Genomic DNA, 26,777 nt, shown 5'->3' on the forward strand with positions numbered 1-26,777 from the left:
CCGCTTGCCCGCTGTGCCGCGTCCGCGTTCGCGTGTTGTGGCGGCCACCGGGCGGCACCCCGGATACCACCTGTTTGCGCGTTGTCGCGCATGATGGGTTGGCGTATTGCACCGGCGATATGATCCGCATGTCGCCGGTTTATTTTCTGAGATGATCGATGAGCGACCAAAACGACCAGCCTTTCTTCAATATCCAGCGTATCTACCTGAAGGATACGTCCCTGGAACTGCCCAATGCTCCGCAGATTTTCCTTGAGCAGGAAATGCCGCAGGTGGAAGTGGAAGTGATGGTCAAATCCCAGCAGTTGCAGGAAAACGTCTACGAAGCGAGTGTCATCGGCACCGTGAAGGCCAAGGTCGGCGAGAAGGTGGCGTTTTTGGTGGAAGCGACGCAAGCAGGCATCTTCGATATCCGTAACTTGCCGGCGGATCAGCTCGATCCCGTTCTGAATATCGCTTGCCCGCAGATCCTGTTTCCGTACCTCCGCTCGAACATCGCCGATGTGCTGACGCGCGCGGGGTTCCCGCCGATTCACCTGGCGGAAATCAACTTCCAGATGCTATACGAGCAGCAACAGCAACAGCAGCAGGCCGGCGGCCCGGATAGCGACATCATGGTCGCCCAGAGCGCGCCGCAGACGCACTGAGCGTCCGCATGAAAATAGCAGTATTGGGCGCCGGTGCCTGGGGTACCGCGGTTGCCGCCCATCTCGCCCGCCGCCACGACGTGGTGCTGTGGGCGCGTGATGCCACGCTCGTTGCCCGTCTCGCGGCGAATGGCACCAATGAAATCTACCTTCCTGGCTGCCCGTTGCCGGCTATGCTGCGCTATGGCACGGACCTCGCGGCAGCCGTCGCGCATGGCACGCCTGATGCCACCGTTTCTCCCACGCTGCTGGTTCTGGCAACGCCCGTTGCCGGCCTGCGTCCGATGCTGTCGCGACTGACGGGATTGGACGGCGCCGGCCCGATGTTGTTGCCGGCCGGTACGACCATTGTCTGGCTGTGCAAGGGCTTCGAGGCCGGGTCAGGCAAATTGCCGCATCACGTTGCCACCGATGTCCTGGAGGCCGCGTATCCTGGCGCGCAGAACGTTGCACGGCCGGCTTTGGGGGTGCTGACCGGCCCCAGCTTCGCGAAGGAGGTCGCGTTGGGTCTGCCGGTGGCCTTGACCGCGGCCAGCACCGATCCGTCGTGCCTGCAGCGTATTCGTGATGCCTGTCATCACGATGCGATGCGAATCTATACGAGTGACGACTTACCGGGTGTGGAGGTGGGGGGGGCGGTCAAGAACGTGATGGCGATTGCCACCGGTATCAGTGATGGCCTGGGCCTTGGTCTGAATGCCCGTGCGGCGTTGGTCACGCGAGGGTTGGCCGAGATGACCCGTCTTGGCGTCGCACTGGGCGCCCGAGCGGAAACGTTCACCGGCCTGTCCGGCGTGGGGGATCTGATTCTGACGGCTACCGGGGATCTGTCGCGCAATCGCAAGGTCGGCTTGCAACTGGCGAGCGGGCAATCGCTCGATGCGATCCTGGCGGGGTTGGGTCACGTCGCCGAAGGCGTCGCGTGCGCGCGTGCCGTGGATGCGTTGGCCCATGCGCGCGGTGTCGACATGCCGATCACGCGCGCTGTGTGCGCCGTGCTGTTCGATGGACAACCGGCACGCGACGCCGTTGCCATGCTGCTCCAGCGAGACGCGAAGGCCGAATAGTCAAAGCCCGCCCTCATAGCCGACTTGTCGCCATGCCTCGAACACCGTGACTGCGACGGCATTGGACAGGTTGAGGCTGCGATTGTTCGGCCGCATCGGCAATCTGAGTCGATGCGCGGTGTCGAATGTCGCCAAAAAAGCGTCCGACAAGCCACGTGTTTCCGGGCCAAAAACAAACCAGTCTCCGGGTTGCAACGCTTGACCGGCGAAGCCGGTGGCGCCTTTCGTCGTGAACGCGAACATCCGGGCGGTATCGGGTTGCGTCGCGTCCAGAAACGCCTCCCATGACGGATGTACCCGCATGCGCGCGTACTCGTGATAATCGAGCCCGGCGCGTCGCAGCTTTGCGTCCTCCAATGGAAAACCGAGGGGTTCGATCAGATGCAGGTCAGCGCCCGTGTTGGCGCAAAGGCGGATGACGTTGCCCGTATTGGGTGGGATTTCCGGTTCGACCAGAACGACGTTGAACATGGTGGCGACAGCGTGATGAAACAGTGAATCGATAAAGTACGAAAGAAGGTATCGGGCAATGCCGCCACGCCGGGTTTCAAGCCGTCCGAAATACGACGATGGCCGTGACGCGCCGTGCACCGTGGCGTTTCAAGGTGGTGGCAATCGCATCCAGCGTGGCGCCCGTTGTCATGACGTCGTCGACAACGCCGACATGAATGCCGATCGTGGACGCGTCCGCCTCCGACATCGTATCCAGGGCCGTAAGGGACACGCCACCGGCCAAAGAGAACGCACGTTGCAGGTTGCGCTGTCGGGCAGCGCGCCCCAGCTTTGCCTGCGCTTCCGTATGCGCGCGTTGCAACAGTCCGGCATGGGTGCCGATTGCCAGATGTGCACCCAGACGTCGGGTGATTTCCCAGGCCTGATTGTACCCGCGGGTGGCCAGACGCTCCGGTGAAAGTGGCGCCGGAATGAGAAGATCCGGTCGTGCGGATGCGGGCATCGTCGTCATCCGGGAGGCGAGACGTTGCGCGAAGTCGGAAGCCAGGCCCACGCGGCCCTGGTATTTCAAGGCAACGATCAATGCGTCGAGCGGCGCCCGGTAATCGGCAAGCGCAATGGCCGCATCGAAGGCCGGCGGGCGGATGTGGCACTGGCCACACCGGCGCAGCGCCGCGCGGACGCCTTCGCGTTCCCGGGCGGGAGGCGCCTGCAAGGACAACCGTACGGCGCAACGCTCGCAACGCGGCACGGCGTCGTCGGCGTGCCAGTAGCATTGTTCGCAGCGCCGGCACAAGGGGCCATCGGCGCGATGTTCACATAGCAAGCACGCCGCGGGCAGGAGCGCCCGCCATTGCTTGCTCGCCCAGGCCCGTATCATGCCTGCGAGCGTTCTCGAAGTCCCGGGCATGAGGGCGTGCGGCGGATGGCGTATCGGGATGGGGGAGGCGATGCGTTCGACATGAGAGGCTCAGGGTCACGGGTGGCCGGCGCCGGCCACGAACGGTGTCCGCGTGCGTGAACGCGTCGCCGGTGCGGTGGACGGTATACTGCGATACCAGTGTAGCGTCGTCCCGACGCGTGGAAAACGCCGTTTCACTATGCCGAACGACTCAATTTCTCCGTTGCCCGGTGATGCCGGATCGCCAACATCAGCCATGCCCGCGCATTCTACGGTGTTGACCAGCGTGCGCCGCGGGTTTGAACGGCGTGCGGCGTCGTTTGGCGAGTTCAGCTTTCTGCCTCGGGAAATTGCGTCCCGGATGCACGAACGTCTGGACTATATCAAGGTGTCCCCGTTACGTATCCTGGACGCCGGTTGTGGCCTTGGGAGTGATCTGGCTGCATTGATGCAGCGCTATCCCATGGCGCAGGCGGTGGGCGTGGATCTTGCGCATGGCATGCTCGCGCGGGTCCCGGAGACGCTCGACGGCGCGCAGGCCGACAGCGCCGGGTGGAAGCGCAAACTGTCGCGGAATCTGCCCGCGCCACTGCGTCGCGCGATGGGAGAGAAAGCGGCGTGGCGCGTTCAAGCCGACTTTACCGACCTTCCGATCGCGGCTGGCAGCATCGATCTGATTTGGTCGAATCTCGCGCTGCAATGGCACCCGGCGCCCGATCAGGTGTTTCCGTCGTGGCAACGTGCGCTGGCCGTGGGGGGGCTGTTGATGTTCTCCACAGTCGGGCCGGATACACTCGCCGAAGTTCGGGATGCCTGGTACGACGCGTACACCGCGCTGTACCCAATGCCTGTCGTGCCCGCCACATCGACGAGCGCGCGGCAGGGTGCGGCGGCGTCCGCGTTGCCTTGGACAGCCCCTGCGTCAACGGAATCACCAGCCGCGTCGGACATGCCCCGTGCGCCGGTACGCGATTTCGTCGATATGCACGATTTTGGCGACATGCTCATCGCCAGCGGTTTCGCCGAGCCGGTGATGGATATGGAGCGGCTGACGATCACCTATCGCGAGCCCGCCGCATTGCTCCGCGACGTCAAGGGATGGGGACCGTGGGTGCGGGGCGTCGGTGCGCAGGGCGCGATGTCCGGGCCAGTGGAGTTCGCGTCCGTCGGTGCCGCGAACGGGCAAACCATGGCGACTCGATCATCTGGGTTAATGGGGCGCCGGTTCTACCAGGCCTGGCTCGAAGCGCTGGATGCGCGGCGCGACGCCAATCGAGTGATTCCGTTGACGTTCGAAATCGTCTACGGCCATGCGTGGAAGGCCGCACCGAAGCAGACCGCTGATGGCCGCGCGATCGTGCGGATCGATGAAATCGGGGGACGACAGGGGCGGCAACGCTTGCGCCGCGACCCCGGCTGATGGAAGCGCCTGGTGCGCGCCGCAGCGCGCGCGGGATGAGGCCGCACGGCAGGGCAGGAGGCGAGTGTGGCGTCGCCGTCGCGCGCACGCTGCACTGCCGCATTGCAGTAGGGCATGCGCCCGCGTGAGATATCGAACAGCGTCGCAAAATGACATCGTTGCTGCCGCCGCATTGTATTGTTTTGGGCGGTGCGGCATTTGGTCGCGAAAGATGAGGGGAGACCCTGAATAAAAACCGGTCCGCGTTAAAACGGGGTGGACTGACGATGAAATAGCGGCAAAACCCCGGAAAATTCGGCCAAGTTCCGCTTACCTTCATGATCGATGCGGGCGGATGTGTCTGACATTTCGGCGCCTGCGGAGCAGGGTGGCCACGTACCCGGGCGCGTGCTCGGTTGCTGCCGTGGTGGGGCGGCGCCTATAATGCGGCGCTTGGTCGCATGACGCCGACCATGCGCTGGATCGCCATTTTCGGAGAAGTTCGTACCGGAGGGACGGCGGGCACATCCTGATTCAGTATGGTGTTGCGCCGACGCTGGTGTGAAAGTGACCGCGCCACATTTGGCGCGCCTGGTCCGGTCCCCGGTGGGAGGTAATGATGGCCGCATTTGACTTCGCGCAGTGGTTGCATGCGCTTTTAGACATTCATGTCGCGCTGATGGTGTTCTGCTTGCTGGTGTTCGCGGGCGTATTCGTCGCGATGCTTTATTCCATCCTCCGGCTTCGCCGCATTCGCGGTCGTAGCGAGGATGGCACCAATTTCCATGGCAGCATGACCGTTGAAGTGGTCTGGCTCGTTGTGCCGTTTCTCATCATCATCGGCATGGCCATTCCGGCGACGCGGCTGGTGTTTTCGCTATCCGCCGGCTGATCCATGCGTGGCGTAGCGGGACGATCTTCCCGTTACGCTGTCGCCGTGGAGACCCTTTAAGACGATGATTTCTCTCGCTCATTTCATCCAGCTTGCCGCCATCGGACTGTGCGTCGCGCTATTGCCGTTGTCATATGTCCTGGTCAAGGGTGACAAGGCGAAGTTCCGCAAGTTGCTCTGGGTCACCACGTTCCTGACGCTGGACCTTGTGATGTTCGGCGGCTTCACGCGGTTGACCGATTCCGGCCTGGGTTGCCCGGACTGGCCGGGCTGCTACGGTACCGCCTCGCCATTCAGCGCCGGTCACGCCATTCATCAGGCCGCCACGGCAATGCCGACGGGACCGGTGACGATGACAAAAGCATGGATCGAAATGATCCATCGCTACATCGGCATGGCTTTGGGCGTGCTGATCATCACACAAGGCATCATCGTGTTCGCGCGCCGGAAGACACTGGGTATCTCGCTTCGCTGGCCCTTAGGACTTCTCGGACTTGTCTTGGTGCAAGGGGCATTTGGTGCGTGGACCGTTACGCTGAAGCTGCAGCCGGTCATTGTCACAACCCATCTGTTGCTGGCCTTGACGCTGCTTGGCGCGCTGGGATGGTTTGCCGCCTCGCAAACGCCGCAGCCCGCGTTCGATCCAGGTATACGCCGCTGGCGGTTTGCCGTATGGGCCGGCTTGTTGCTGCTGGCGGTGCAGATTGCGCTGGGTGGCTGGGTCAGCACCAATTACGCGGTCCTGGCCTGCACGGATTTCCCCTTGTGCAACGGTCAGTGGGTCCCGCCGATGGACTTTCACCAAGGTTTCCACTTGTGGCGTCAGTTGGGGATGGGGGCGGATGGCGAGATGATCACGCAGGCCGCATTGGTGGCGATTCACTGGACGCACCGGGTGTTCGCGATTGTCGTGGTGGCCTATCTGTCATGGCTCGGATGGATGCTGAAGCGCTCGCCGGCCCTGCGGCAACCGGCGCGTTTGCTCGTCGCGCTCGCGATCGTCCAGTTCCTCACCGGGATGTCGAACATCGTGCTGAAGTGGCCGTTGCCGATCGCGGTGGCGCATAACGGCGGTGCCGCCATCATGTTGCTGACCCTCGTCATGTTAAACTACCGCGTGTCGGCCGCACGCTGGCGTTCCGTGGAAAACGCCGGTTCAGGCGTGGATTCCGATACCGGTGTACCTGCCGGATCGACGCCGCCTGCGCGTGGTGCGCCGCACCCGGCCGTCCTTTCGAATCACGCGGCGCCAGTGGGATCCGCACCGCTCTCTTCGACGCCTACGCAAAAAGCGGCGGCTTTTTCAACGGATTCCGCGTCGTCCGCCGTATCGGGCAGGGGCGCCGATAATGGCGCCACGCCCGCACCGATCAAGTGATGGATAGCACAACTCTTTCCTCCGTGCCGCGCAGTCGCGCCGCGCAGTACTATGCACTGACCAAGCCGCGCGTTACGCAATTGGCGGTGTTCTGCGCCATCATCGGCATGTTTCTGTCGACGCGTGGCATGGTGTCCTGGCGCGTGCTGATTGGTGGCACCGTGGGCATCTGGATGACCGCGGGCGCCGCGTTCGCGGTCAACTGCCTGGTCGAGCAAAAGGTCGACGCGATGATGCGACGGACCGCCTGGCGTCCCTCTGCCAACGGCCAACTCGACAGCCGCCGCATTCTGGCGTTTTCAGCGGTGTTGGGCGGAGTGGGTATGTGGGTGCTGTATCGATTCACGAATCCGCTGACGATGTGGTTGACCGTGGTCACCTTTGTTGGCTACGCGATCGTCTACACATTGATCTTGAAGCCGTCGACACCGCAAAACATCGTGATTGGCGGCGCGTCGGGGGCGATGCCGCCCGCGCTAGGGTGGGCCGCCGCGACGGGTGCGGTGCCCGCGGAAGCCTGGCTGCTGGTGCTGATCATCTTCATCTGGACGCCCCCCCACTTCTGGGCGCTGGCGCTCTATCGCCGCAAGGACTATCTGAGTTCCGGATTGCCGATGTTGCCAAATACACATGGCGAGGCACTGACACGGTTGCATATCCTGCTGTACACGATCGCGCTGTTCGCCGTCACGCTGATGCCTTTCGCGGCGCGGATGAGCGGCTATCTGTACTTGGTGAGCGCCATCGTCCTGGGCGGCGTCTTCATGCGCTATTCATGGCAGATCTGGCGCCACTATTCCGATGCGCTGGCGCGTCGGGCGTTCCGTTTCTCGATTGTCTACCTGTCTTTGCTGTTTGCGGCGTTGCTCGTCGATCACTACGCGCAGATGCTGTACGGCGTGTTTGCCTGAGCGCACTCCGGGGTCATGACTTCCTCCAACCGGCACGCCCCATGCCACGCGGCCTTACCAGCGTCCGCCGGCCGTCGCCGTGCGCTTTTGTGCATTGGTGCGGCTGGCGCGTCACGCCCCCTTTGCCTGTCGCCGCTCGGCTTGATGAGCGCGGCCCTCGGCGGCTGCGGTAAACGCGGTGCGGATTTCGCCAATCTGGATATCACGGGCAGTCGTGATTTCGATCCGCGTTTCTCTCTTGCTGATTCCCACGGCACCTTGCGCACGATTGCTGACTGGCATGGCAAGGTGGTGGTGCTGTTGTTCGGCTATGCGCAATGTCCAGATGTCTGTCCGACGTCGTTGGCCGAGCTGGCGCGTGCCAAGGAGCGCCTGGGGGCCGATGGAAATCGCCTGCAAGTCGTTTTTCTCACCGTCGATCCCGACCGCGACACGCCGGCTATATTGACGGAATATGTGCGGGCATTCGATGCTGGTTTTGTTGCACTCAGGCCGGAGACCGATGCAGCCGTCCAGCAGTTGGCAAAGCAATTTCACATCTATGTGGCAAAGACGCCCGCAACATCTGCAGCCGGCGCTTCTATGTCACAGCCGGGCGCAGGGCACTACGGCATTGCCCATACGGCAGCCAGTTTCGTGTTTGACCCTGAAGGTCGCCTGAGGCTATATGCAAAGGATGGGGAGGGCGTGGACCGGTGGGTCCACGATGCCCGTCTTCTACTAGCACCGGAGCGCACCGGCGCCGCGTAGGGCGCCGCGGCCGCGGCGCGTGGGATCAGGCGAACGCGTTCAATGCGCCACGCATCTTCTTCATGGCGCTGGCTTCGATCTGGCGAATACGCTCCGCCGAGACGCCGAATTCATCGGCCAGCTCATGCAGGGTCGCACCGCCGCTACCGTCATCCTCGACGTTCAACCAGCGCGCCTGGATGATTCGGCGGCTGCGCTGGTCGAGCGACTCCAAAGCCGTGCTCAAACCATCCGATTGTAGGCGATCGAACTGACGGGTTTCCAATACTTCGCTGGGCTCGGCCCGCGAATCCGACAGGTAAGCGATGGGCGCATAAGATTCTTCGCCGTCTTCCACCTGGCCTTCGAGGGCGATGTCACCGCCGGACAGCCTACGCTCCATCTCGGCCACGTCTTCACGCTTGACGGACAATTCCTTTGCCAGGCCATCGATCTCGGCCGGTGAGAAGGCCTGAGCGCCCTGTTTGTGGCTGCGCAGATTGAAGAACAACTTTCGTTGCGCCTTCGTGGTTGCAACCTTCACCAGGCGCCAATTGCGCAGGATGTATTCATGGATCTCGGCCTTGATCCAGTGCATTGCATACGATACGAGTCGCACGTTCTGCTCCGGATCGAAGCGCTTCACCGCTTTCATCAAGCCGATATTGCCTTCCTGGATCAGGTCGGCATGCGGCAGGCCATAGCCCAGATAATGCCGCGCAATCGATACAACCAGCCGCAAGTGCGATAGAACGAGTTGCCGTGCCGATTCCAGGTCCTGATGTTCACGGAAATCGCGGGCAAACCGGGTCTCTTCCGCCTGCGTCAGCAGGGGAATCCGGTTTACTGCTTGTATATAAGCGTCGATATTGCCGATGTGCCCGGTCAGCAACGACTTCGGCGCCAGCGCCAGCGCGCCGCCGCGCACTGCCGCGCTTGAAAGGGTAGGGGACATGGCTTCGCTCACGTGAAATCCTCGGTTAGCTTGTCAGAAAAATAGCCGAACAGCAGCATCATGACAGAGAGATATTAGCACTCAATGCTGCCGAGTGCTAATAGCCAATTGGACAAAACCCTGAACGAAAAGTTCAAAAACTATCAGGTATGCTTCACCGATAGGGTAACGTCTATGGTACGCCTCCGCGCCGGTCCGCGTCTAGTGCGCAGCGTGTACTACTTACCGGGGATTTGTCTCTAAATCTTACGGAAACCCTTCATTTTAGCCGTATCCCCGACGTTTCCGCAGCAAATCGCCAAAGTGCTTAGAATGAATTCAGCATGTGTCCCCGCGATCTTCATCCAAGGGCGGCAAGCTGTCAGACGTGATGCGCTGAACGTCTGGTCTAATGGTTTGAGTAATCAAACATATTAAAAAGAACGACTGCGGTATTCATTACCGCGGTAGGTAGACGACGGAGCGGTAGATGCAAATTACAAAACGGATTTTCCGCAGCGCACTGATCGCGGGCGCTGCGGCAATCATGTATGGGCCGACCTTGGCTCACGCGGCGAGTACCTGGGGTGCGCAGTTTGCTTATGGCTTTGCCAACGATCATGAGGTGCACACGCAAAAATACGATCTAGGCCTTGTCTGGGATCCACATTTGACGTGGTGGCAGATCGGTGGCTGGAATTTTTCGGTCGTCGGTGAAGCCCATGCGGTGTACTGGGATGTGGGAAGCAGCGCCACCAAGACAATTGGTGAATTCGGCGCCACTCCGGTGTTGCGTTTCGAAAAGTCGTCAGGTGCGTGGCGTCCCTATGTGGAGGCGGGAGCAGGCGTGCGCATACTCACACATACCAGATTGTCGGATACATACACGATGTCCACCGCGTTCCAATTCGCCGATATGGTGGGCGTGGGGGTCAAATTCGGCAATCATCAGCAGTATCAACTGGGATACCGGTTTCAACATCTCTCGAACGCCAGTATCAAGAGCCCCAATCCGGGGATCGACTTTCACCAAGTCTACGTGCAATACAACTTCCAGTAGCGGAGCTGAAGGCCGACTTTTCGGTTGATGCGTTGGCCGAAGAGGCCGAGTTCGCGTGCCGCCGACGGCATGGTGGCGGCGCGTGAACTAGCGCCCGCCGTCGCTGGCAATCGCCACGATCTGCGTCACTTGTCGCGCGATGCCGGCCGGAATCCGCGTGGCGTCGGCCAGCGCCGCCGTAATCCATGCCGCCGTGGCATGTGCGTCCATCGCCTGCGCGGCGTCGGGCAATTGCAGCATTGCGGGATCGTCGGGCACGTCGTCGCTACGGCTGGAGGGCACCAGCACATCGGCAGCCCCCTCTTTCAGCCGATCGATCTGTACTTGACGCCGAACATCCGCCACGGCTTCTCCTTCCGTGCCGCGCGCCAGCAGGATATCGCCGCGTGCCAGCGACGGATGCGCCGCGAACAGGCCGGCCAGACTGTCGCGATAGGGGGGGTGCGTGTAGTTGACCAGGCGTATGCCATGCCTGCCCTCCGGATAGGCGAACACATCCAGCAATTTGACAAGGGTATGGGCGCTGTTACGTACGCCCATCGTCGCGCGCAGTTTCAGCAGCCGATCCAGCCCTGGCGACAGCACATCGATTGGCACGAAGACGGGTTTGCCTTCCCTTAACCGTTCCGTCGCATCGTCCGCCGACGCGACCGGGGGCAACCCCATTGCCGTGAAGATAGCCGCGCTCGTCACCCGGCCGGGGTCGTCGCGGACGCCGTGTACGACAACGGGAACGCCCCGCTGTGCCAACATCGCCGCCAGTAGCGGCACGAGGTTCGCCATCTTCCGGGCGCCGTTATAAGACGGGATCGATACCGGACGCAACCATCCAGTGGCGCGATGCGAGGCGGCTGTCTCCGCGACCGTTTCCACGCCATCGCACGGAAACGGGATCGCGTTGACGCGCGTTTGCGCGGCGGCGAGCATGCCGGCTAACTCGTCAGGCGTCTCCCCTTTGATGCGGTACGCCATCAACAGCGCACCCAGTGCCACATCATCGACGCGGCCATCCAGAATGGCGGTAAACAACGCCTCCGTGTCATCGCGGGACAGTGCCCGCGCGCCGCGGGCGCCGCGCCCGATTTCCTTGATCAGGTGCGCGCAGCGGAAGGCGCTTCCGTCCGGGGCGGAAGCGGGTGTGGCGGAGGCAGCGGCGGTAGGGGAGGATTGCATGTTCGATTTCGGTGAATAACGGCTGTCGCGAGTACTATAGCGCTTTCATCGGCCAGGCTTGCGGCGATGTCCCATGGAGGATGGTCACGGGACGATCTGCTCGCCCCCCTGGCAGTATGGCCGCCCGTGGCGGAGGTGGCCGCCGGTTGCTACATTCGTATTGCGATCCGATCGCTTTTTGAGATGTTCTTGGGAGACTTGTGATGGCCTATGTTATCGAACCCCCGGTCCAGGCAGCCGTTCCGGTGGCGGGCACCGATGCCGACTTTCCGGTACGCCGGATCTATTGCGTAGGCCGCAACTACGCAGCACACGCGCGTGAAATGGGACATGACCCGGACCGCGAACCACCGTTCTTTTTCGGTAAGCCGTCCGACGCGGTGGTCTACGTCGCGCCAGGCACCGAAGGCGTTTTCCCCTATCCAACGAAGTCCGATGACGTGCATTTCGAATTGGAACTGGCGGCGGCCATCGGCAAGGGTGGAAAAAATATCCCGGCCGCCCAGGCATTGGATCATGTCTATGGCTATGCGCTAAGTCTGGACATGACACGTCGGGATTTACAGACCGCGTCCAAGAAGTTGGGGCGCCCTTGGGAAACAGCAAAGGGCTTCGATCATTCGGCACCCATTGGTCCGATCCATCGCGTCGCCGATATCGGTCATCCTTCGAAGGGTGCGATTTTCCTGGAGGTCAACGGTGACGAGCGTCAGCGCGGCGACCTGTCCGACATGATCTGGTCGGTGGCCGAGACGATCGAATACCTGTCTGGCCTGTTCGAGTTGTTCCCCGGCGACCTGATCCTCACCGGCACGCCGGAAGGCGTCGGCAAGATCGTGCGCGGCGATGTGATGCACGGGGTGATCGACGGCGTGGGGGAGTTTACCGTCAAGGTGGTCTGAGCGCGGCGGCTGGTGGTTGCGGTTGGATCGCGTCAGCACGGGATCGGCGCGGCGTGATGCCGCGCGTTGCCCGGTAGAGGACAGTCAGCCAAGTAACGCGTCGGCGAATTCCACGGCCGAGAACGGCTGTAAATCGTCGACTGATTCGCCAACGCCGATGAAGTAGACCGGTACCGGGCGTTGCCGGGCGATGGCAGCCAGGATGCCGCCCTTCGCGGTGCCATCGAGCTTGGTCACGATCAGGCCGGTCAATCCCAGCGCGTCGTCGAATGCCTTCACCTGGGCCAAGCCGTTCTGTCCCGTATTAGCATCCAGTACCAGCAGCACCTCGTGTGGTGCGCCGTCCATCGCCTTTGCCGTCACGCGCTTGATCTTGCGCAGTTCGTCCATCAAGTGCAACTGGGTTGGCAGCCGGCCCGCGGTGTCGGCCATCACGATGTCGATCTTGCGTGCTCGCGCGGCGTTGACGGCATCGAAAATAACGGCGGCAGGGTCGCCACCGGCTTGCTCGATGACGGTGACATTGTTGCGCTGGCCCCAGACCACCAATTGCTCACGTGCCGCCGCGCGGAACGTATCGCCCGCTGCCAACAGCACGGATTGTCCGTAGTGCTGTAGATGTTTGGCCAGTTTGCCGATGCTGGTGGTCTTGCCCGCGCCGTTCACCCCTGCAATCATCATCACCATCGGCTGTTCCCGGCCAAGGGTAATGGTGCGTTCCAGGGGCTTGAGCAGATCCACCAGCAAGTCGCGCAATGCCGCCTTGACTTGCGTGCCGTCTGTCAATCGGTCGTTGCGGACTTTTTGACGGAGGCCGTTGATCAGGAACTGCGTGGCTTCTACGCCGGCGTCGGAGAGCAGCAGGGCGTCTTCCAGTTCCTCGAAAAGCGCCTCATCGACCTTGACACCGACAAACAGCGTGGTCAGATTCGAGGACGTGCGCGACAGGCCGCCTCGCAGACGCCGCATCCACGATTGTTTCGCCGCCGGTTCCGGCACTGGTGGCGGTACGATTTCAAAGGCGTCGGCTGCTGGTGCAGGCGCGCGTGCGCGGGTTGCCGCCGGTGCGGCCATGCCGTCGGTTGGCGCTACAGCCGATCCACCGATCGGCGTGGGAGCGGCCGGAGGCCGGCTGGCAATCGAGGAAGACGAAGTCGCCGGCGTCGAGGGGGCGGCCGGCGCAGGTTCCGCAACGGGGGCGGGGGCACCGAACGGCACCGGTGCCGCGGGCGGTGTCACTGTCGATGCCGCGTCGGCGACCTGGGTGGGCTGCGTTATCGGTGCCGTGGAAGGCGCCCCCGCGGGTGCGATTGACGTACTGTCGTGAGGTTGCGCCGGTCCGATGGCAGGCGCCTGCTGCGCTGGAGACGGCGCGACGGGGGGGCGATCGTGTGCCGATGGCGACCGTTGCGCATCGGGCACGGCGGGAGCAGGCTGCGTTGGCGCCAGTGGCGGCGTATCATCGCGCTTCTGTTCCGCGTTATCCTTGCTGTCCTGCGAGCGGCCGAAGCGTTTGAAAAAACTGAACATTTGTGAAATCCGGAAAGCAACGCGCGAGCGCCCAGTATTCTAACAGAGAGGTAACGATGGATCTTGACGCAGCACTGGCCGAACTCGCCGTGACGCCCGTCGCCGCGGATGCGCCGCTGTCCGTGCATCGTCTGGACAATGGTCTGACGGTTTACGTGCTGGAAGATCACCGTGCGCCGGTCGTGGCGCATTCGCTGTGGTATCGCGCCGGTTCCATCGATGAGACCAGCGGGGTCACGGGCGTCGCCCATGTCCTCGAACATATGATGTTCAATGGCACGAACCGATATGGGCCTGGTGAATACGACAAGCAGATGCAGGCACTCGGCGCGTATGCCAATGCGCTGACGTGGACGGACTATACCGCTTATACGGTGGAAGCGCCTGCTCGACATCTCGGCGCTATCATGTCCTTGGAGGCCGAGCGGATGTCGCGTCTGGCAATCGACGATGCCGAGTTCGCCCGCGAAATCCGCGTGATCATGGAGGAACGTCGGCAAAGCACGGACGACGATCCCAGTGGCTTATTGTTCGAGCAATTGTACGCAACCGCATTCCATGCGTCGCCGCAGCGCTGGCCGATCATCGGTTGGATGAGTGATCTGGAGTCGATGACCGCCGACGATGCGCGTGCGTGGTATCGGCAGTGGTATCGGCCTGACAATGCGGTGCTGGTGATCGCCGGGGACGTCGCGCCCGATCAGGTCTTGGCCCTGGCGCGGGACCATTACGGCGACATTCCGTCGGACACCGGCGCGCCCTTGCCCACGCGACGCGCGCAACACGAGCCGGAACAAGGTGGCACGCGTCGCGTGACCGTACGTGCGTACGTGCCCACGCCGCAGTTGGCGCTTGGTTTCAAGGCGCCTCGGCTGCATCGCGCGCAACCCGGAGGCACACCGGCTCAGGCGGCACTCGATGAGGATGTGTTTGCATTGGCGATCCTGGCCGAACTGCTGGATTGGGGGCGCGTGCTGGAGACGGCCTTGGTACGAAAGCGCCGTCTTGCCGACGAGGCGTGGGCTTCGTTCGACTATCTGATGCGCGCACCGGGATTGTTCACCATCGGCGCGGTCTGTGCCGCCGATGTCTCGCCCGCGCGCGTCGAGCGTGCGCTGTGCGACGCCGTGGCGGCGGTCGCGCGGGATGGTATCGACGAAGCGTCGCTACGGCGGGTCCGGATGCAAATGATGGCGTCGCGACTTTACCGCGCTGATTCCGTGTTCGAGCAGGCCGAGGAAGTGGGGCGCCTGGCGATGCTCGGTTTTGGCGACGATGCGCGTGTGATCGATGCGCGACTGGCGGCGGTCACCACGGCGCAAGTGCAGTCGGTGGCGCGGCGCTATTTCAGACCGGAAACCATGACCGTGGCGCTCCTTGTGCCCGCCAACGAGGATACCGGGGACGAGCCGGACGAGCATGTGGAAGTGATTGCGCCGACACATGCCGGGGGCGCTACCCAACACGCCGGAGCGGCGGCTGCGGCGCAATGCGATGGCGATGCCACTAACGGGGCGGCATCGCCGATCAGACAATCGGGTCAGGCGCTTGCCCGGACGGGCGGGAGGATGAGCGGGTGATTGAACAGTGGACCAGCGCGAGCGGCGTCGTGGTGTATTTCGTGCCGCGTCGCGAAGTGCCGATCGTGGATATCAACATCGACTTCGCTGCAGGCAGCGTATTCGACCCGCCGGGCAAATCCGGCCTTGCCGACCTGCTGGCAAGCGTGCTGTTGACCGGCCAGAAAGCCTACCGCGCGACAGGGCCATTCGTCGAGGAGACATTACCGGCGATGCGCGAGGAAGTCGCCGAGCATGCATTCGACATGATCGGCGCCAAGGTAGCGGCCGATGCACAGGCGGATCGTCTCTCGGTTGGATTGCGCGCGTTATCGCATCCGGTGCTGTTGCGGCGCGCGGTGACATTACTTACCGCTATGCTGGCCGTGCCGTCTTGGGCGGCACGGCCGATCGCCAGAGAGCGAGAGCGCTTGCTGGCCGCCGCCGAGGAGCAGTTGATCGATCCTGAGCAGTTGGCAAATTTGCGGCTGACGCAGGCGCTCTACGGCGACCACCCTTATGGAAGGTTGCCCGACGTCGCGAGTCTGGAGGATATTGAAACGGCCGACCTGCGTGCTTTTCATCGGCGCTATCTGACCCGTGAACGGGCGGTCATCACGGTCGTCGGCGATCTCTCGATGGACGACGCCCGCGCGATGGCCGAGCAACTGGGGGGCGCGTTGCCGCCGGCCTTGCCGGAGGATGCGCCATGCGTCGCGCGGGACGGCGAACACGTCCGTAGCCGAGGTGCCGCGATCGATCCCCTGCTCAAGGATCTGCTCATCGCGCCAGGTCCGTCGGCACGGGCGGGCGCGCAATGGATCAATCACTCGGCCAGCCAGGCGCATCTGTTGATCGGTGCCTTGACACCGGGTATCGCGCACGCCGACTATTTTCCGCTGATGCTCGCGAACAGGATGTTTTCCTGGATGCTGAACGATATGGTTCGCGAGCGTCTCGGGTTGGCTTATGAGGTATCGAGTACCTTGTACGCGTCGCGCGTGGGCGAACATCGCATTGTCGTAAAAACGCGGGCGGACCAGGCGCGCCGCTGTGAGCAGGCGATTCGCGATACGCTGGTCGCGTTCGTCGGTGACGCGCTGACGGATCAGGCGATGTTGCAGGACTTGTATCTGCGCACGCGGACCGAGATGATCGAGGGGCGAGATCTAGCGCTGGATTCGAATGCAAAGCTGCTGCGACAGGCCGCCGATATCGGCTTCGATGGCCTGCCGTTGGATCGCATCCGGACGTGGGTCGATGCGGTACGGAACGTCACGTATGCGCAGGCGCGTGAGACCTTTGCCCGTTGGATCGACCCCGCACGACAGGCACGGGTCGTTGTCGGCGCTAGCGACGAAGTGACGCATGACAGCCGACCCGAGGCCGATGCCGTATGACCGAACGTCGCGTGATGCAGACAGCCGTGGCATTCGAAACATCGGATAGCCTGTCGACCGGAATGCGCGCCATTTTTACGCCCGAGACGCATGACAGTCGGACGCCGTGCGATCTGTCGGCCGCGGATGGTGCGTTTGCCATCGATGCCGATCATCCTTTGGTCACGCGCCGATCGACGCGGCAGTTCCTGTCGACGCCACTGCCTGACGGCATGCTGGCGCATCTGCTGCGTGTGGCGCGTCAAGCGCCGAGCGGCGCGAACTTGCAGCCAGGCGAGATCATCCACGTACGCGGCGCGGCGCGCGCGAGGCTCAGTGCCGCGCTGTGCGAGGCGCATCGTGCGGGGCGACAGGAGGTGGAGGACTATCGGTACTTCCCGAATCCGATGCCGCATACGCTGCGACGCAGGCAAGTGGCGGCGGCGCAGGCACTGTATCAGGCCCTGGGTGTCGCGCGGGACGACAGTGATGGCCGTGCCAAGCAGTTCACGCGGAATTTTCAGTTCTTCGATGCGCCGGTAGCCTTGCTGGTGACGATCGATTCGAGATTGGGCGCGGGCGGTTACATGGACCTGGGCATGATGCTGCACGGCTTGATGGTTGCCGCGCAGGCCGAGGGCCTCGGCAGTTGCGCGATTGGGGCAATGGCGCATTTTCCGCGCGTGATCCGCGCGTCGCTTGGCCTGACCGATAGTCGGCACGTGGTGTGCGGCATGGCGCTGGGGTATCGCGACCCGGCGGCGCCGGTGAATGCATGCCGGACCGCCCGCATGCCGCTCGCTGACTTTTTTACCGAGATTGGCTGAGAGGCGCCGCCTGCGTCGCATCCTTGTGTAGGGCGACGAGGGCTGCCGCGCCCAGCCCACCCGCGCCTGCGATCGCCGCCAGTCCAAGGTCTCCGTCCTTGCCGGTGTGATGGAGATCCGCCAACACCCGTACCAGGGCGATCGCACCCGATGCGCCAATCGGATGACCGCGTGCGATGCCGCCGCCGCGACGGTTCAATTGCAGCGGATCGACACCCAACTGCTCGGCAAAGGCGAATGCTTGCGAGGCGAACGCGTCGTGCAGCTCGATCGTATGGAGTGCGCAAGCCGATAGCGCGTGACGCGTCAGAAGCGCGTGCGCGGCGTGGCCCGCGGCGAGCATCGGCTGTTCCGGCGCGCCGCCTAGCGAGATGCCGCCGCGCCATACCAGGCGTGGCAGCGTGGTAGGCGCAAGCCGATCGGCGCGTGTCAATACGACGAATGCCGCGCCGTCCGCGCGGGGCGACACCGCGATGCGGCTTTGCGCGTACACCGCATCCGCAGGCGTCAAGGCAACGGGTCGTCCGTCCGCCCGCATCGCCAGGGGCATGCGGGCGGCATGATTCGTGCCGAGGATACGCGGATAAAGGTCGGCCTCGACCTCGGCGACAGCGACGATTTCTTCGTCATTCAGGTCGGCGTGGGCGACCGCGCGCGCATGCATCGCGACGGCGTATCGGTCCTGATCGGCGCGCGTCCATTGTCGCGATCGTGCATGCTCGGCCGCCGCCGCGAATAAATCCGGATCGCGCGCCGGATCAGGTGCGAAGGCGGGGCGATCGTAAGGTATGGGACGATCGTCGGCTTTCGCGGGGCCGAGAGGGCGGTGCGCGCGGATCGGCGCACGGCTCCATGCCTCCACCCCGCCCGCGATGACGATCGATGCGGTGCCGGCCGCGATCAGGCTGGCGCCGATCGTCACGGCATCGAGGCCGGCACAGCACTGGCTGTCGATCGAGAGGGCGGCGCACCGGTCCGGCAAACCCGCGGCGAGCGCCACCATGCGCGCCGGATTGCCGTTGGCGGCCAAGGCGTTACCGGCAATCACCGCGTCCACTTGCGCGCCGTCGATTCCTGCTCGTGCGAGCGCCGCGCGAAGGACCGGTGCACCGAGTGCATCCGGGGTCAATCGCGAAAAGGCGCCATTCACGGGGACGACCGCGCTGCGTGCCCATCCCGCGATCACGACCGACGTATCATGTGCCATCATCAAGTATCGTTCCGTGCAAGGGGCCGCTGGCGCATCGGTGAAAGATTCGTCCATGCCTTGTCTAGAGCGGTCGCAGCGTCGCGTGGCCGGTATCGCGCGCGCAGGCCGTCTCCAGTAGCGCCGCCACGGCTGGGTGATCGGTTTTGCCGCTGGTCGTGCTGGGCCAGTGGGTCTCGGCGTCGAAAACAAAAAACCGGCGGGGGGTCTTGTACGGTTCGAGCCGCGCCCGGCACCAATGGAAGAGTTCCGTGAGTGCCGGACGCTTGTCCGATTCCGCCGGCATGTCGCGCCACCGTATGGCCGCCACCAGTGCACGTCCTCGAATCGGGTCGTGGACCCCATGCACCGACGCTTCCTCGATCCACGGGTGCGCCCGCAGCACGCTCTCGATCTCTTCCGGGAAGAGGTTTTTCCCTTGCGTCACCAGCATCCGTTTCGCCCGGCCGATCAGACAAAGGCGACCCGCCTTGTCGAGATAGCCGACGTCGCGGACAGACAGCCAGTCGCCTTTCCCGGCGTCGCGCTCCCGGATGGCGGCGGTCTCATCCGCTGCGCCGTCGGCATTGGCGTAGACATAGTCGTTGAAGAGCATCGGACTACGCACGAAGATAAGACCCGCACGATCCAATCGCTCCGATCGCGCGTCGGGATCGATATCCTCGGCGGGACGCAAGGCATGCACTGCATCCGTCGCGTTGGTGGACGCCGCATGGTCAAAGCGATCGGTGCCATCGATCTCCGCATGTGACACTTCCGCGTCGTCGCCGGGCGTGGCGTCCAGAGGCTGGATACGCACTTCGACATTGTCGAACAGTCGTCCAACCACTGCGTCGGGCAAGTGCTCGTCGGCATCGGTCCAGGCGACAAAGCTCGTTTCCGACGCGCCATAGAATTCGACAATGCGCGCGTTCGGAAAGCACGCCCGCAGTGCCGGTGTGCGTTCGCGCATCCAGCGCGCGCCGCTTATCATGACGAGCGTGACACCGGTTAGCGGTGCAAGTGTGCGTCGCGCCGTAAGGTCGAGCATCACCGCCAACTGACTTGGCACCGCCACCACGCAGTGTTCGCCGCTGCGTAGCGTCTCGAACGCCCGCGCCGCGGAAAATCGTTGTTGCAATACCACTCCGGCACCGGTCCACAGGCCTTGCAAGGCACCGAACAGAAACAAGGAGTGAGAGAGGCGTCCGGGGCAGAATACACGCGACTGCGCGCCGGGCCCGAACGCGGCGATCGCCGTGCGCAGGCTTTCCGTCCACGACAGGTGATGTCGGCGAAACCCCTTAGGCAGACCGGTGCTGCCGGACGTGAAGCCGACGTAGAAAGGTGTCAAGCCACCGGGTGCCGGGGGCGCGGCCGGCGTGTCTGCGAGGGCATTGCCCAGGCCTGACCTGACGGTATCGGGCCAGTCGTCGTCGGCCACGACGGCCGCGCGGCCGCTATGGATGATTGCCAGAAAGTCGCGCAAGCGCGCGATCGGATCGTCATGACGACCTGACAGGGTTGCGGAGGCGAGGTCGCCAGGATATCCGGCCTTCCGCCGCGTCGGTGCCGCGGCATGTCCGGCGTCGTCCGTCGTGGGGGCGTCATGCCATAGCGTCGCGTCGAGCCATACATGCCACGGAGCGTCGATATCGCGCAGGTAGGCGGCACGTGCCTCGACAGCGCGATGCAAAGCGGCAAAGCTTAACTGCCGGGTGCCATCGTCCAGCGCAATGCGGTTGGGAAACTGATCGGCCCAATAGGCCAGCGGCGCATCCAGCGTGGCGAAGTGCATCGGTGTGACCAATCTCGCGTGACGGGAAGTTGCCCATTATAGGGAAATCGGCTGCGGGAATCGTGCGGCGGGAGCGGCCCTTGCGACGTCGAACCTGCGATAATCGCGTTTTGCTTTCACCGGAATTTCCCGTCATGCCTCGTTCGTCCTCTTTTGGCGCCACGCCGTCACGTGCTGGCAGCCCCGCCTCCAAAGTCGGCGGCGCTGCGGTGACGCGGCCTCGCGGCGTTGCACAGCAGGTACGGATCATCGGCGGCATGTGGAAGCGCACGCCGCTGGCGGTGATCGATGCCGAGGGGCTGCGGCCGACACCCGATCGGGTGCGGGAGACCCTTTTCAACTGGCTGGGGCAGGACCTGAACGGTTGGCGTTGTATTGATGTTTTCGCCGGCAGCGGGGCGCTCGGTTTCGAGGCCGCGTCGCGCGGCGCGGCGCAGGTACGGTTGATCGAGCGGCATCCGCGCGTGGCCGCGCAACTGCGCGCCGTGAAGGATAAGCTGGAAGCCCGTGGCGTCGAGGTGCTGGAGGCCGATGGCGCACGCCTGCTGTCGAGCATGGCGCCGGGCAGTGCCGACCTGGTATTTCTCGATCCGCCTTTCGACAGCGGTGCATTGCCGTCCGCGCTGCTCGCCGCGTCGCGCGTTTGTGCGCCGCAAGGTTTGATTTACGTGGAGGCGCCTGTGCCGCTGGCACCGTTGCCTGTGAAGAAAAAAGGGCCGGCCTCGTTGACGCTCGATCCGGAAAGCCCGCTGGCACGTGCATGGGCCGGTTTGATGCAGGAAGAGGGCTGGGAAGTCTCGCGTCAAGGCGTCGCGGGTGCGGTACATTATCACTTACTGCAGCGCAACACGACGACCTGACGGGCGCTGCATCACCAGCATAGGAGCGGCCCTGCGAGCCGACGCGGAGAAGAGACAATGATCATTGCGGTATATCCCGGCACCTTCGACCCCTTTACGCGGGGGCATGAGGATCTCGTGCGACGCGCGTCGTCGATGTTCGACGAACTGGTCGTAGGGGTGGCGGCCAGCAAGCGCAAGGGGCCGTTCTTCTCGCTCGAAGAGCGCTTGGAGATTGCGCGGGACGTGCTTGGGCACTACCCGAACGTGCGGGTGGAAAGCTTTTCCGGCTTGTTAAAGGATTTCGTGCGCGAGGTGAACGGACGTATCATTGTCCGGGGCTTGCGCGCGGTTTCGGATTTCGAATACGAATTCCAGCTTGCAGGCATGAATCGGCATCTGCTGCCGGACGTCGAGACGATGTTCATGACGCCTTCCGAGCAATATCAATTCATCTCGGGCAACATGGTCCGGGAAGTTGCCTTGCTCAGCGGGGATGTCAGCAAGTTCGTGTTTCCCTCGGTCGAGGCGCGGCTTAAAGAGAAGGTCGCACGGACCGATATGGGAAGCTGAGCGGTGAACCGTGGCATCGGCGGGCGCAGCGCGCGCCCGCCGATGGCATCATTGCCTTGTGCTGTTTGACATAATGGTTTCGACGCGCCTGGGATGCGTGGTATCAGCGGCCTGTTGCAATATGGCCACTGCTGTTTCCAGCGTATGTCGATGGTAATCGGTCGGAGATTTTCTGACGGCGGCTGTCGACGTGACGGAAATCTGGCTTCATCCCACGTTCCGGTGGGCATCGTATCCATGGTTCATGACATTTAATATGTAGTCCTATTGAATAACAATGTTTATTGTTTGTAAGATTGTGTTTTTCAATTGATGAAGCAGTGCCCTTCGATGGGGATACCTATGTTCATGCTTCGTCCGCGCCGTCAGCGTTGACGTTTCAACAGGCATTGCTATTAGGTATCGCGAGAATCGCCTGGGGTTTCCTCGCAATGCAGACTAGTGCCATCGAGCGCGGCGGCGCTTGAACCCTATTCGGGCGTGCATTCGCCTGACCCGCGACGCGACTTTCCCCGGCATTCGACCATTCGGCGTTAAAATGCAAGCGCCTGACTTGTTCCGACGTCGCGGTTTCGTAGGCGACACACGATAAGTTATTGTATTTTTACGTGTTTATGGTTTCGATATGGCGCTGATCATCACCGACGAATGCATCAACTGTGATGTCTGCGAACCCGCATGCCCGAACCATGCAATCAGCATGGGCATCGAGATCTATGAGATCGACCCGGACAAATGCACCGAGTGCGTCGGGCACTTCGACGAGCCGCAGTGCCAGATGCTTTGCCCGGTCGAATGCATTCCGCTTGACCCGAACCACACCGAAACGCGATCGATGCTGCTTGTCAAGTACGCGCGGCTAACAGGGCGCGACGTACCTGCTGAGGACGGTGCGCCAGCGGCCACCTAACGGCGAACCGGCCGTTGCGCCGACATTATCCGACGGAAATCTTATCCAGTAACGCTGCCGGCTCGCCTTCAGGCGTATCCGACATCGCTGGCCGGCTTTCCGATGTATCCGATACGATCGATGGCTGTGCCGGCAAGTCGCATAACGATTTGTCCTCGCGCGCTGGCGTCAACAAGTATTCCGACGGGTTGGATGCCCAGCGCGAAGGTATATCCGGCAACGCAGGTGCCGACACTCGCAGTGGCGCGTCGCTTCCCAACGAAGCCAACGGATTCACCGTGTTTTGCAGCGAAAGCATGTCGGTCATCGACAGTGAGCGATCAGGGGCGGACATCGCCAGCGTCGTCAGACTGGCCGCGATGACTGCAGGGGGACTGCAAGTGGCATCGCGTGCCCACCCCTGCATCAGGTTGCTCGACAGGACGCTTTTGGCGGTCCATCCCAACGCCCTGCCGAGATAGCCATCCCCTCCTGCGACACGGATCTGATCGGCGACCAGTCCTGGGAAGCTTTCCTGCCTGACAAACGCCCAACCTAGCTCACCGGACAGTTCCGTCAGCGCGGTCTGCAGGTAGGGGCCGACGAAGGCCGCGCTTTGTCCCAGCATCCCCGATTGCGTGACAACGGCATGCAGGTGCGCCGGCGCGTGTGCATCCAGCGTCTCTTTTGACAGATAGCCCCAGGTAACAAAGGAACAGACGCCATTTAAACGGTCTGAGGCGTGAAGCGCGCTGCTCGCGGCGATTTCCGTCGCTGCACCTATTATCGTACCGAATCCAGGCAGTGTCGCATCCATAGCTACTCTCCAGGTTGACCGAGCCGCCCTGCTTGCACGCAGGCCAAGGCGGCAGGGTGTGATGAAACTCGTTACCTGGTGACGCTAATACGGATTAGCCGTTGCCACGCCGTGCCTTTCGGATTGCGGGGGAGATGTACGTATTCTTTCGCCGGGCTTCGCGGCAAATGGACTCCCTGCGGCGCAATAAGCGCTTTTAGGCAGACCGCCGAACGCGGCCGCGCTTTTTGTATGATGCGGACCTCGATCGAGCGGCAGGCTGTGTCCGTGCTGCCCGCTGCTTTATTGTCGATGCAATGCCATCATCGCTTTTTCCTGCTGTCCCTGCACGAAGGTAGGCAGGACGGCGCGACAGCGGTCGATGGATGCATCGATCTCGGCCTGTTCCTCACGGCGCGGCGGCTTCAGGACGAAGTTCGCGACATCGGGCTTGCCAGCGGACCCGGGCACCAGATCGCGCGGATGCCCGATGCCGATCCGCAGGCGCCAGTAGTCCTGCGTGCCAAGTTTCGCGCTGATGTCCTTCAGCCCGTTGTGACCGCCACTCCCGCCACCGCGCTTGAACCGCGCGATGCCGGGTGCCAGGTCCAGCTCATCGTGTACCACGAGAATCTCGTCGGGCAAGATCTTGTAGAACCGCGCCAGGCCACCCACCGATTGACCGGAAAGATTCATGAACGTGAGTGGTTCGATCAGCCAGACCTCGTCGCCATGGAGACGGGCGCGCGCCACCAACGCATTGAAACGGGGTTCGACACGTAATGTCGCACCGGCCTCGCGGGCCAACTGGTCGATCAACCAAAAACCGGCGTTATGCCGCGTGTCTTCGTATTCCGGACCGGGATTGCCCAGTCCGGCAATCATGCGGATGGCAGCCACCACGCTCTCCTGAAAATAAAAAAACCCGCCAGCGTGATGCCTGGTGGGTTCTGTCATACCGGCTCCGCCCCTATGATAGCGGCGGAATCGGTGAAGGGGGAGGGACGCCGGCATCGTGTCCGGCAGGGCCGCGCGAGCGCCCTGGCAACAACGGTACGATACCGCTCGACCAGGCAAGACACCTGGCCGATGTCGAGATTACGACGCTGCCGCTTCGCCGCCTTCGGTGGCGCTGCTGTCGTCGCCAGACTGCGCCGCTGCCGGCAACGTCGCCGTGACGATGACCGGGTTTTCCGCCGCGAATGCCGGCGACAATTGCACGCCGTTCGGCAGCTTCACGTCCTTCGCATGCAGCGACTGGCCCAGCACGAATGCCGCCATGTCGACCGTCACGAATTCCGGCAGGTTCTTCGGCAGCGTGACGATGTCGAGTTCGTAGTACACGTGCGAGATCACTGCACCGCTCAGCTTCACAGCCGGCGACGTTTCCTGATTCAGGTAATGCACCGGCACCTTCGTGTGCAGGACCTTCGATGCATCCACACGCATGAAGTCGACGTGCAGCACCATCGGCTTGAACGGATGGTATTGCACATCGCGCAGCAACACTTGCTGCGTGGCGCCATCGGCAACCTTCAAGTTCAGGATCGATGCGTGGAACGATTCCTTCTTCAACGCGTGGAACAGCGCGTTGTGATCCAGTTCGATCAGTTGCGGCTCGCCGACACCGTACACGATGCCCGGCGTCTTGCCAGCGCCGCGCAGGCGGCGGCTCGCACCCGTGCCCTGTACACTGCGCTCAAAAGCGATAACGTCCATCTTGTTTCTCCACAAACTGCCCGCGACCAGGCAGTGTAACGAATCCGTATCGGATTCTCGTCAAAAAACGACGCGACCCGCTTTGCAGCAAGGCCGCGCCGATTGGTCCCGCGTCGGCTTCGACCGGCGCGGAGCAATGGGGTATCAGGGCAGCAGGCCTTCGCCGTCCTGAAACAACGACAACACCGAATCACCCCGACGAATCCGTGAGAACGTCTCGGCTAGCAGGCCGGCGCTCGACAAGGCACGAATCTTCGTGCAGGAGCGCGATTCGTCGCTCAGCGGAATCGTGTCGGTCACCACGAGTTCGTCCAGCTGTGATGCGGCAATACGTGTGGCGGCACCGCCCGACAGCACCGGGTGCGTCGCATAGGCGAAGACCTTCAACGCGCCACGTTCCTTCAGTACTTCCGCGGCCTTGCACAACGTACCCGCCGTGTCGACCATGTCGTCCATGATCACGCAGTTCCGACCTTCGACATCGCCAATGATGTTCATCACCTCGGCGACGTTCGCCTTGGGACGACGCTTGTCGATGATGGCCAGTTCCGTGTTCAATTGCTTCGCCAGCGCCCGGGCGCGCACCACGCCACCGATATCGGGCGATACCACCAGCAAATTGTCGTTGTTGCGGCTGCGCAGGTCGTCGAGCAGGATCGGCGTCGCGTAGATATTGTCGACCGGAATATCGAAGAAACCCTGGATCTGGTCGGCATGCAGATCCATCGTGATGATCCGGTTCACGCCGGCAATCTGCAGCATGTTGGCCACGACCTTCGCCGAGATCGCTACCCGGGCCGAGCGTGGACGCCGGTCCTGACGCGCATATCCGAAATAGGGAATCGCGGCAGTGATCCGACCCGCCGATGCGCGACGCAGCGCATCGGTCATGATCATCAGTTCCATCAGCGTGTCGTTTGTCGGCGCGCAGGTGGACTGCAACACGAAGACGTCCTTGCCCCGGACATTTTCCTGGATCTCGACCGATATCTCACCATCGGAGAAGCGGCTGACCGTTGCCTTGCCCAACGGCAAGCCCATGATCTTGACGACTTCCGCGGCAAGGTGCGGGTTGGCATTGCCAGTGAAAACCATCAGGCCTTCGTTCATCGTTTTTTCACTCGGGGGGGCGGCTTTGAAGGAGGCAACACGGGCGGACAAGCGCTGATGCTGGATGCCTGCGCCACCCGAAAGGCTGACGTCTTGCTTTAGCTTCTTCATCGGACTGGCCGAAGA

The 26,777-nt window shown here is 62.8% G+C and carries 25 protein-coding genes and 1 pseudogene; 15 read left to right on the plus strand and 11 right to left on the minus strand.

Annotation, left to right across the window (positions count from 1 at the left end):
* Positions 1-158 precede the first annotated feature (158 nt).
* Both secB and SJQ66_RS17665 read left to right on the plus strand, forming a co-directional pair.
* Positions 159-647 (plus strand): protein-export chaperone SecB, encoded by a 489-nt coding sequence (secB, locus tag SJQ66_RS17660; RefSeq protein WP_024902488.1) that lies wholly within the window; start codon positions 159-161, stop codon positions 645-647.
* 8 nt (positions 648-655) lie between these two features.
* Positions 656-1,714, plus strand: a complete 1,059-nt coding sequence (locus tag SJQ66_RS17665; protein WP_046151903.1) for an NAD(P)H-dependent glycerol-3-phosphate dehydrogenase — start codon at positions 656-658, stop codon at positions 1,712-1,714.
* On the opposite strand, the gene trmL is transcribed toward SJQ66_RS17665, so the two are convergent.
* Together trmL and SJQ66_RS17675 are read right to left on the minus strand one after the other, a co-directional pair.
* On the minus strand, positions 1,715-2,185 hold the full coding sequence (gene trmL, locus SJQ66_RS17670) for a tRNA (uridine(34)/cytosine(34)/5-carboxymethylaminomethyluridine(34)-2'-O)-methyltransferase TrmL (protein ID WP_024902490.1): 471 nt from the start codon (positions 2,183-2,185) through the stop codon (positions 1,715-1,717). It lies immediately after the preceding gene.
* Between the two features lie 76 nt (positions 2,186-2,261).
* Positions 2,262-3,047, minus strand: a complete 786-nt coding sequence (locus SJQ66_RS17675) for a ComF family protein (RefSeq protein ID WP_024902491.1) — start codon at positions 3,045-3,047, stop codon at positions 2,262-2,264.
* 277 nt (positions 3,048-3,324) lie between these two features.
* Here SJQ66_RS17675 and SJQ66_RS17680 point away from each other — a divergent pair, with 277 nt between their 5' ends.
* The 5 genes and pseudogenes from SJQ66_RS17680 (at position 3,325) to SJQ66_RS17700 (ending at position 8,398) form a co-directional block, all read left to right on the plus strand.
* A complete protein-coding gene (locus SJQ66_RS17680) occupies positions 3,325-4,488 on the plus strand; it encodes a methyltransferase domain-containing protein (protein WP_051504282.1) in 1,164 nt (387 codons plus the stop codon).
* A 595-nt stretch (positions 4,489-5,083) separates the two neighbouring features.
* Complete coding sequence (locus SJQ66_RS17685) at positions 5,084-5,359, plus strand: cytochrome c oxidase subunit II transmembrane domain-containing protein (RefSeq protein WP_024902493.1); 276 nt, start codon at positions 5,084-5,086, stop codon at positions 5,357-5,359.
* Between the two features lie 64 nt (positions 5,360-5,423).
* Positions 5,424-6,491: pseudogene (locus tag SJQ66_RS17690) on the plus strand (COX15/CtaA family protein); the annotation flags it as partial.
* A gap of 245 nt (positions 6,492-6,736) precedes the next feature.
* Positions 6,737-7,648 carry a heme o synthase gene (gene cyoE / locus SJQ66_RS17695; RefSeq protein WP_024902495.1) on the plus strand — a complete coding sequence of 304 codons (912 nt, stop codon included), beginning with the start codon at positions 6,737-6,739 and terminating at the stop codon, positions 7,646-7,648.
* Between the two features lie 15 nt (positions 7,649-7,663).
* On the plus strand, positions 7,664-8,398 hold the full coding sequence (locus SJQ66_RS17700) for an SCO family protein (protein ID WP_024902496.1): 735 nt from the start codon (positions 7,664-7,666) through the stop codon (positions 8,396-8,398).
* 25 nt (positions 8,399-8,423) lie between these two features.
* On the opposite strand, the gene rpoH is transcribed toward SJQ66_RS17700, so the two are convergent.
* Positions 8,424-9,332 carry an RNA polymerase sigma factor RpoH gene (gene rpoH / locus SJQ66_RS17705; protein ID WP_024902497.1) on the minus strand — a complete coding sequence of 303 codons (909 nt, stop codon included), beginning with the start codon at positions 9,330-9,332 and terminating at the stop codon, positions 8,424-8,426.
* A 469-nt stretch (positions 9,333-9,801) separates the two neighbouring features.
* Here rpoH and SJQ66_RS17710 point away from each other — a divergent pair, with 469 nt between their 5' ends.
* Entirely contained in the window at positions 9,802-10,371 is a 570-nt protein-coding gene (locus SJQ66_RS17710) for an acyloxyacyl hydrolase (protein ID WP_024902498.1), read from the plus strand.
* 87 nt (positions 10,372-10,458) lie between these two features.
* Here the strand turns inward: SJQ66_RS17710 and ybiB are convergent, their stop codons facing one another.
* Positions 10,459-11,544: a DNA-binding protein YbiB gene (ybiB, locus tag SJQ66_RS17715; RefSeq protein WP_024902499.1), complete on the minus strand. Its 1,086-nt coding sequence runs from the start codon at positions 11,542-11,544 to the stop codon at positions 10,459-10,461.
* Between the two features lie 203 nt (positions 11,545-11,747).
* Here ybiB and SJQ66_RS17720 point away from each other — a divergent pair, with 203 nt between their 5' ends.
* Complete coding sequence (locus SJQ66_RS17720; RefSeq protein ID WP_024902500.1) at positions 11,748-12,446, plus strand: fumarylacetoacetate hydrolase family protein; 699 nt, start codon at positions 11,748-11,750, stop codon at positions 12,444-12,446.
* 84 nt (positions 12,447-12,530) lie between these two features.
* Here the strand turns inward: SJQ66_RS17720 and ftsY are convergent, their stop codons facing one another.
* Positions 12,531-13,976 carry a signal recognition particle-docking protein FtsY gene (gene ftsY, locus SJQ66_RS17725; protein ID WP_046151898.1) on the minus strand — a complete coding sequence of 482 codons (1,446 nt, stop codon included), beginning with the start codon at positions 13,974-13,976 and terminating at the stop codon, positions 12,531-12,533.
* 56 nt (positions 13,977-14,032) lie between these two features.
* On the opposite strand from ftsY, the gene SJQ66_RS17730 reads away from it, so the two are divergent.
* The 3 genes from SJQ66_RS17730 (at position 14,033) to SJQ66_RS17740 (ending at position 17,741) form a co-directional block, all read left to right on the plus strand.
* The gene (locus tag SJQ66_RS17730; protein ID WP_052738105.1) at positions 14,033-15,556 is read left to right on the plus strand and encodes a M16 family metallopeptidase; all 1,524 of its coding nucleotides are present in this window, start codon (positions 14,033-14,035) and stop codon (positions 15,554-15,556) included.
* Positions 15,553-16,935 (plus strand): M16 family metallopeptidase, encoded by a 1,383-nt coding sequence (locus SJQ66_RS17735; protein ID WP_036008311.1) that lies wholly within the window; start codon positions 15,553-15,555, stop codon positions 16,933-16,935. The genes SJQ66_RS17730 and SJQ66_RS17735 overlap by 4 nt, the downstream gene beginning before the upstream one ends.
* Positions 16,936-17,147: 212 nt before the next feature.
* Positions 17,148-17,741 carry a nitroreductase gene (locus tag SJQ66_RS17740; protein ID WP_253463315.1) on the plus strand — a complete coding sequence of 198 codons (594 nt, stop codon included), beginning with the start codon at positions 17,148-17,150 and terminating at the stop codon, positions 17,739-17,741.
* Here the strand turns inward: SJQ66_RS17740 and SJQ66_RS17745 are convergent.
* Positions 17,725-18,951: a thiolase family protein gene (locus SJQ66_RS17745; protein WP_320535117.1), complete on the minus strand. Its 1,227-nt coding sequence runs from the start codon at positions 18,949-18,951 to the stop codon at positions 17,725-17,727. The two genes, SJQ66_RS17740 and SJQ66_RS17745, sit on opposite strands and share 17 nt — an antisense overlap.
* 61 nt (positions 18,952-19,012) lie before the next feature.
* A complete protein-coding gene (locus SJQ66_RS17750; protein WP_320535118.1) occupies positions 19,013-20,725 on the minus strand; it encodes an AMP-binding protein in 1,713 nt (570 codons plus the stop codon).
* Between the two features lie 134 nt (positions 20,726-20,859).
* Here SJQ66_RS17750 and rsmD point away from each other — a divergent pair, with 134 nt between their 5' ends.
* The 3 genes from rsmD to SJQ66_RS17765 all read left to right on the plus strand — a co-directional run bounded on the left by rsmD (position 20,860) and on the right by SJQ66_RS17765 (position 23,047).
* Entirely contained in the window at positions 20,860-21,585 is a 726-nt protein-coding gene (rsmD, locus tag SJQ66_RS17755; RefSeq protein WP_024902507.1) for a 16S rRNA (guanine(966)-N(2))-methyltransferase RsmD, read from the plus strand.
* A 57-nt stretch (positions 21,586-21,642) separates the two neighbouring features.
* Complete coding sequence (coaD, locus tag SJQ66_RS17760; protein ID WP_024902508.1) at positions 21,643-22,137, plus strand: pantetheine-phosphate adenylyltransferase; 495 nt, start codon at positions 21,643-21,645, stop codon at positions 22,135-22,137.
* A 625-nt stretch (positions 22,138-22,762) separates the two neighbouring features.
* Positions 22,763-23,047 carry a YfhL family 4Fe-4S dicluster ferredoxin gene (locus SJQ66_RS17765; protein ID WP_024902509.1) on the plus strand — a complete coding sequence of 95 codons (285 nt, stop codon included), beginning with the start codon at positions 22,763-22,765 and terminating at the stop codon, positions 23,045-23,047.
* A 25-nt stretch (positions 23,048-23,072) separates the two neighbouring features.
* Here the strand turns inward: SJQ66_RS17765 and SJQ66_RS17770 are convergent, their stop codons facing one another.
* The 4 genes from SJQ66_RS17770 to SJQ66_RS17785 all read right to left on the minus strand — a co-directional run bounded on the left by SJQ66_RS17770 (position 23,073) and on the right by SJQ66_RS17785 (position 26,651).
* Positions 23,073-23,843 carry a hypothetical protein gene (locus tag SJQ66_RS17770; RefSeq protein ID WP_024902510.1) on the minus strand — a complete coding sequence of 257 codons (771 nt, stop codon included), beginning with the start codon at positions 23,841-23,843 and terminating at the stop codon, positions 23,073-23,075.
* Between the two features lie 282 nt (positions 23,844-24,125).
* Complete coding sequence (gene pth / locus SJQ66_RS17775) at positions 24,126-24,707, minus strand: aminoacyl-tRNA hydrolase (protein ID WP_036008370.1); 582 nt, start codon at positions 24,705-24,707, stop codon at positions 24,126-24,128.
* 213 nt (positions 24,708-24,920) lie between these two features.
* Complete coding sequence (locus SJQ66_RS17780) at positions 24,921-25,541, minus strand: 50S ribosomal protein L25/general stress protein Ctc (protein ID WP_024902512.1); 621 nt, start codon at positions 25,539-25,541, stop codon at positions 24,921-24,923.
* A 144-nt stretch (positions 25,542-25,685) separates the two neighbouring features.
* Entirely contained in the window at positions 25,686-26,651 is a 966-nt protein-coding gene (locus SJQ66_RS17785; RefSeq protein WP_036008383.1) for a ribose-phosphate pyrophosphokinase, read from the minus strand.
* Between the last annotated feature and the right edge of the window lie 126 nt (positions 26,652-26,777).

This window comes from Robbsia andropogonis (assembly GCF_034047095.1).
In the GTDB taxonomy this organism is placed as follows: domain Bacteria; phylum Pseudomonadota; class Gammaproteobacteria; order Burkholderiales; family Burkholderiaceae; genus Robbsia; species Robbsia andropogonis.

Excerpts from the sequence above, each read along its gene's own strand:
- cyoE (WP_024902495.1), top strand. The coding sequence starts at position 6,737 with ATGGATAGCACAACTCTTTCCTCCGTGCCGCGCAGTCGCGCCGCGCAG.
- ybiB (WP_024902499.1), bottom strand. The coding sequence starts at position 11,544 with ATGCAATCCTCCCCTACCGCCGCTGCCTCCGCCACACCCGCTTCCGCC.
- ftsY (WP_046151898.1), bottom strand. The coding sequence starts at position 13,976 with ATGTTCAGTTTTTTCAAACGCTTCGGCCGCTCGCAGGACAGCAAGGAT.
- SJQ66_RS17750 (WP_320535118.1), bottom strand. The coding sequence starts at position 20,725 with ATGCACTTCGCCACGCTGGATGCGCCGCTGGCCTATTGGGCCGATCAG.
- rpoH (WP_024902497.1), bottom strand. The coding sequence starts at position 9,332 with ATGTCCCCTACCCTTTCAAGCGCGGCAGTGCGCGGCGGCGCGCTGGCG.
- SJQ66_RS17700 (WP_024902496.1), top strand. The coding sequence starts at position 7,664 with ATGACTTCCTCCAACCGGCACGCCCCATGCCACGCGGCCTTACCAGCG.
- rsmD (WP_024902507.1), top strand. The coding sequence starts at position 20,860 with ATGCCTCGTTCGTCCTCTTTTGGCGCCACGCCGTCACGTGCTGGCAGC.
- coaD (WP_024902508.1), top strand. The coding sequence starts at position 21,643 with ATGATCATTGCGGTATATCCCGGCACCTTCGACCCCTTTACGCGGGGG.
- SJQ66_RS17745 (WP_320535117.1), bottom strand. The coding sequence starts at position 18,951 with ATGATGGCACATGATACGTCGGTCGTGATCGCGGGATGGGCACGCAGC.
- pth (WP_036008370.1), bottom strand. The coding sequence starts at position 24,707 with ATGATTGCCGGACTGGGCAATCCCGGTCCGGAATACGAAGACACGCGG.
- SJQ66_RS17665 (WP_046151903.1), top strand. The coding sequence starts at position 656 with ATGAAAATAGCAGTATTGGGCGCCGGTGCCTGGGGTACCGCGGTTGCC.
- SJQ66_RS17780 (WP_024902512.1), bottom strand. The coding sequence starts at position 25,541 with ATGGACGTTATCGCTTTTGAGCGCAGTGTACAGGGCACGGGTGCGAGC.
- SJQ66_RS17675 (WP_024902491.1), bottom strand. The coding sequence starts at position 3,047 with ATGATACGGGCCTGGGCGAGCAAGCAATGGCGGGCGCTCCTGCCCGCG.
- SJQ66_RS17720 (WP_024902500.1), top strand. The coding sequence starts at position 11,748 with ATGGCCTATGTTATCGAACCCCCGGTCCAGGCAGCCGTTCCGGTGGCG.
- SJQ66_RS17680 (WP_051504282.1), top strand. The coding sequence starts at position 3,325 with ATGCCCGCGCATTCTACGGTGTTGACCAGCGTGCGCCGCGGGTTTGAA.
- SJQ66_RS17730 (WP_052738105.1), top strand. The coding sequence starts at position 14,033 with ATGGATCTTGACGCAGCACTGGCCGAACTCGCCGTGACGCCCGTCGCC.
- SJQ66_RS17710 (WP_024902498.1), top strand. The coding sequence starts at position 9,802 with ATGCAAATTACAAAACGGATTTTCCGCAGCGCACTGATCGCGGGCGCT.
- SJQ66_RS17765 (WP_024902509.1), top strand. The coding sequence starts at position 22,763 with ATGGCGCTGATCATCACCGACGAATGCATCAACTGTGATGTCTGCGAA.
- SJQ66_RS17740 (WP_253463315.1), top strand. The coding sequence starts at position 17,148 with ATGCTGGCGCATCTGCTGCGTGTGGCGCGTCAAGCGCCGAGCGGCGCG.
- SJQ66_RS17685 (WP_024902493.1), top strand. The coding sequence starts at position 5,084 with ATGATGGCCGCATTTGACTTCGCGCAGTGGTTGCATGCGCTTTTAGAC.
- secB (WP_024902488.1), top strand. The coding sequence starts at position 159 with ATGAGCGACCAAAACGACCAGCCTTTCTTCAATATCCAGCGTATCTAC.
- SJQ66_RS17785 (WP_036008383.1), bottom strand. The coding sequence starts at position 26,651 with ATGAACGAAGGCCTGATGGTTTTCACTGGCAATGCCAACCCGCACCTT.
- SJQ66_RS17770 (WP_024902510.1), bottom strand. The coding sequence starts at position 23,843 with ATGGATGCGACACTGCCTGGATTCGGTACGATAATAGGTGCAGCGACG.
- trmL (WP_024902490.1), bottom strand. The coding sequence starts at position 2,185 with ATGTTCAACGTCGTTCTGGTCGAACCGGAAATCCCACCCAATACGGGC.